Source organism: Cetobacterium sp., assembly GCF_048470075.1.
Lineage (GTDB): Bacteria > Fusobacteriota > Fusobacteriia > Fusobacteriales > Fusobacteriaceae > Cetobacterium_A.
The window spans coordinates 1-4,015 of sequence record NZ_DBGBQB010000250.1 but is presented as its reverse complement, the minus strand read 5'-3'; the positions used below and the strand labels follow the sequence as shown (position 1 = coordinate 4,015).

At 31.4% G+C, this 4,015-nt stretch carries 5 protein-coding genes; all 5 read right to left on the bottom strand.

All coding sequences use genetic code 11. The annotated features are described in order from the left end of the window. Positions 1-1,019: M42 family metallopeptidase (locus tag ACMOUI_RS08935; RefSeq protein WP_418965360.1), on the bottom strand; the 1,019-nt coding region annotated here is incomplete at its 3' end. An 80-nt stretch (positions 1,020-1,099) separates the two neighbouring features. Next, the gene (locus ACMOUI_RS08930; protein ID WP_418965359.1) at positions 1,100-2,617 is read right to left on the bottom strand and encodes an ABC transporter substrate-binding protein; all 1,518 of its coding nucleotides are present in this window, start codon (positions 2,615-2,617) and stop codon (positions 1,100-1,102) included. Between the two features lie 216 nt (positions 2,618-2,833). Beyond that, complete coding sequence (locus tag ACMOUI_RS08925) at positions 2,834-3,058, bottom strand: YMGG-like glycine zipper-containing protein (protein ID WP_418965358.1); 225 nt, start codon at positions 3,056-3,058, stop codon at positions 2,834-2,836. Between the two features lie 80 nt (positions 3,059-3,138). Next, entirely contained in the window at positions 3,139-3,378 is a 240-nt protein-coding gene (locus ACMOUI_RS08920; protein WP_418965357.1) for a TIGR03905 family TSCPD domain-containing protein, read from the bottom strand. A gap of 42 nt (positions 3,379-3,420) precedes the next feature. Next, on the bottom strand, positions 3,421-3,837 hold the full coding sequence (locus ACMOUI_RS08915; RefSeq protein ID WP_418965356.1) for an RrF2 family transcriptional regulator: 417 nt from the start codon (positions 3,835-3,837) through the stop codon (positions 3,421-3,423). Positions 3,838-4,015: the final 178 nt, after the last annotated feature.

Genomic DNA, 4,015 nt, shown 5'->3' with positions numbered 1-4,015 from the left:
GCTATTAATAATTTTATAGTCTCTATTATACCATCTATATGAGTTCTCTCATAGTGATGTGAGGCATCTACACTAGGTCCTATACAAGCATATCTTAAATCTGCTCCTTGAAGTATTGCCGCTGTTGCATCTGATCCATATCTATTATATACACCTACTGTGTACTTAATATTGTTTAGCTCAGCTATCTCCTGCAATCTTTTTCTTATTTTTAAATCATAGACTGTTTTATTATCTCTAGCTGCAATACTTACTTTTTTCTCATCTCCATGGGCATCCTCTGCAACTAATCCAATATCTAAAGCTACAAACTCATCAACATCATTTGGAATTTCAGAAACTCCATGTCCCACCTCTTCAAAATTTGAGAAATAAACATATAAATTATTATTTGGTTTTTTATTATTATCTTTTAGATATTTTAAATATGTTAAAATTTGTGCCACGCATAGCTTATCATCTAGATATCTTGATTTTATATATCCTGATTCTGTTATCTTTGTTTTTGTATAATAGCTTACAAAGTCTCCTTGACAAATCCCAAGCTCTCTTGTTTCCTCCTCTGAGCTCACATCTTCATCCAATCTAACTTCCATATTTTCAGCTATTCTTGGCATCTCTCTAGGTATATCTCCATACACATGAACAGAGGATTTTACAGGTAAAAGAGTTCCCTCATACTCCTTTCCACTTAAGGTATGAACTGTTACATTCTCCCCCTCAACTGAACCCCAAGCATATCCTCCAATATTTATAAGCTCTAATCTTCCATTTTTTTTTATTTTCTTTACCATAGCTCCTAAAGTATCCACATGAGCTGATAATAATCTTGTGTAATTGGGATTTTCTCCCTCTATTTTTACAATTAAACAATCTTTTTTACTATAAGTATACTTAAAACCTAGTCTTTCTAACTCCTCTGCAACTCTATCCATAGCTTTTTCTGTATAACCTGCTGGACTTGGAATTTCTAAAAACTCTTTTGTAAATTGTAATGTGTAATTCAAATCTAATTTCATACCCCTTCTACACTCCTTTTTTACTTTATCCCTAAATTGCTGATTATGATACTCTTTTTCTCTCTCTTTGTCAAGGGACTTTACTCCTCTATCTCTATAGTTGCGTAGTTATGAATAAGATTTGGCATTGCCACAAAACCTTTTATCTTTTTATTTAAACCCATATTTTCGTTTTTATAATATAATGGAACCAGTGGATTTTCCTCTGCTAAAATCTTTTGAGCCTTAGAATATGCCTCTAATCTATCTGAATTTTTTGTGGATTTTCTCCCTAACTCAACCAATCTATCATATTCTGGATTATCAAAGTTAGCTCTATTTCCAGCCCCACCTTTGTAACTACTGTGTAGTAAAGGGAATAGAACAATGTCTGAATCCGATGTTCCAGCAACCCATCCACCTATAAACATATCAAAATTTCCTTGAGCTGTCATCTGTAAGTAAGTTCCCCACTCAACTGTTTCAATCTCTGAATCAATCCCAATCTCTTTTAAGTTAGCTTGCACTATTTGAGCCGCTTGAAGTCTAACTGGATTATCATTTGACATAATTTTTATAGTTCTATTCTTTATACCAGATTTTTCAAGGTATTCTTTGGCTTTCTCTGGACTGTATTCTATCTTACCAACTGTCTGATCGCTTCCAAAAACAGTTGGATTAACTATTGTATTTGCAACACTTGCTTTTCCTAAATACACCGCATCCACTATACTTTGCTTATCAATAGCATATCTCAAAGCTTTTCTAAAATCCTTGTTATTAAAAGGTTCTCTTTTTGTATTTAATGTTAAATACTCTGTTGCTGTAGTTGGAAATGTTATGGCATATAACTCAGGATTTGACTCAACGGTTTGAACATCTATAGGTGCTATTGTTGCAATATCTATCTCCCCTGTTTCCAACCCTGCAAGTCTACTTGTATTTTCTGGAATAGCTCTAAATATCAGCTCATCTATTTTTGCTTTTTCTCCAAAGTATTCCTTATTTGCAACCAATGCTATTTTTTCACCATCACCCCAACTCACATATTTGAAAGCTCCAGTTCCCATTGCGTCTGTAGCAATATTTCCATTTTTTTCTACAGTATACTTTTCATTTAAAATAGCTGTTAGCGGATATGAAAGTGTATAAAGTAGTGGTGCTGATGACTCTTTTAATCTTATATTAATAGTATAATCATCTATTTGCTCAACTTTTTCAATTACATCTAACATAACTTTTGTAGCTGGTTTTTCAAGCATCCTATTCAAACTAAAAATGATATCATTGGCTTTTAACTCCTCTCCATTGTGAAATTTAACACCTTTTTTTATTTTCACTACTAATTCAGTAGGTGTTAAATACTCAAATGATTCAGCTAGCTCTGGCACTACATTTCCATTTTCATCAATTTGAAAAAGAGTGTTATAAATCTGTTTAGCTATAGATAGCGATGGTATCTCATTATACATAGTTGGATCTAAACTTTTAGGTTTTGATCCTAAAGATACTGTCACAACTTTTGGTTTTTCACCTTTTTTAGCAATATTCTCTTTCTCTCCACAGCTCATAAGTAGTAAAGAAAGAAGCCCCAATCCCAAAATAGATTTCTTATTCATTATTTTAACCTCCCCAAGTTTGTAATTCCTAAAATATTACTCTGTCTCAGACAAATTGTCAATGCAGATTTTGAAAATTTTTTTTATTTTTTCTACAAAAGAAAATAATGTATGCATATATTTGCAATTTCTAAAAAAATAAAAGCTATTATCAAATTATAAAATTTGATAATAGCTTCTTCATCACTTTAAAGTAGTTTCAATATATCTATACTTTTAATTTCCTAATACATTTCCTTTTTTGTTGTAATTATCCACTGCTGCTCCACCTAAAGCTCCTACTCCAGCTCCTATTAACGCACCTTTTGAATCTCCACTTATAACAGAACCTACCAAGGCTCCAGCACCGGCTCCAACTAAGGCACTCTTTTCTCTAGATGTCATATTTGAACACCCAACTAACACTAAACCTAAAATTAATCCCACAAATAACTTTTTCATTTTAAGGACCTCCTTTAAAATTAATTTATTATAATTATCTACACAATTATACAAATAAACTTTAAAGTTTCCTTTGAAATTTAAGCTAACTCTTTCAATAATTTAGCTAATTGATCTGGACATGATGTCCCTCTCTCTGAACAATCAATCCCTTCTAATCTCTTTATTACTTTCTCCACTGACATTCCTTCAACTAATTTTTCGATGGCCACAGTATTTCCGTCACATCCTCCAAAAAATTCGACTTTCTCAATAATATCCCCATTTAATTTTATTCCAATCTCTTTTGCACAAACGCCTTTTGTTTTTAAAATTTTCATTCCCAAAATCTCCCTTTAAAATTCTTGTCAAATTATAGATTATTATGAATCATATCCTGAGCAGTTTTCAAGTTTATCCATAGTTATTTTTTCTAACTCCTCTTTTATCTTTAAATTAACTCCCTCTAATTTACATCTTAGTCCACATAAAGCCATTTTAGAAGTTGTACAACTTGTTTTATCCTCAAAGCAGCCATTTACCTTAATTCCACCCTCTAAAACTTCTACTATATCGTATACACTTATATCTTTAGGGTTTTTTGCGGCAACATAACCACCCTTTGCACCACGAAATGATTCTACTAAATCAGATGAAGTTAATTTTCCAAGAATTTTTAGTGTAAACCTTATGGAAACACCTGAAATTTCAGAAATCTCCTTTGCATCCATTTTCCTATTTGCTTCACACAATAAAAGTACGATTCTTATACCGTAATCAACTTCTCTACTTATTAACATTGTTCCTCCATTTTTTTTGATTTCAATATTAATATTGTAGACTATTTTTCAGCATAAATCAATACATATTTTATATAATTTAATTGATTTTTACTTTATCTAAAGAGTATAAAAAATAATATAACTATAAAATCCACTATGAAAATTTTTGTAAGCAGACTTTTTCTATACATTGGAT

Excerpts from the sequence above, each read along its gene's own strand:
- ACMOUI_RS08930 (WP_418965359.1), bottom strand. The coding sequence starts at position 2,617 with ATGAATAAGAAATCTATTTTGGGATTGGGGCTTCTTTCTTTACTACTT.
- ACMOUI_RS08915 (WP_418965356.1), bottom strand. The coding sequence starts at position 3,837 with ATGTTAATAAGTAGAGAAGTTGATTACGGTATAAGAATCGTACTTTTA.
- ACMOUI_RS08925 (WP_418965358.1), bottom strand. The coding sequence starts at position 3,058 with ATGAAAAAGTTATTTGTGGGATTAATTTTAGGTTTAGTGTTAGTTGGG.
- ACMOUI_RS08920 (WP_418965357.1), bottom strand. The coding sequence starts at position 3,378 with ATGAAAATTTTAAAAACAAAAGGCGTTTGTGCAAAAGAGATTGGAATA.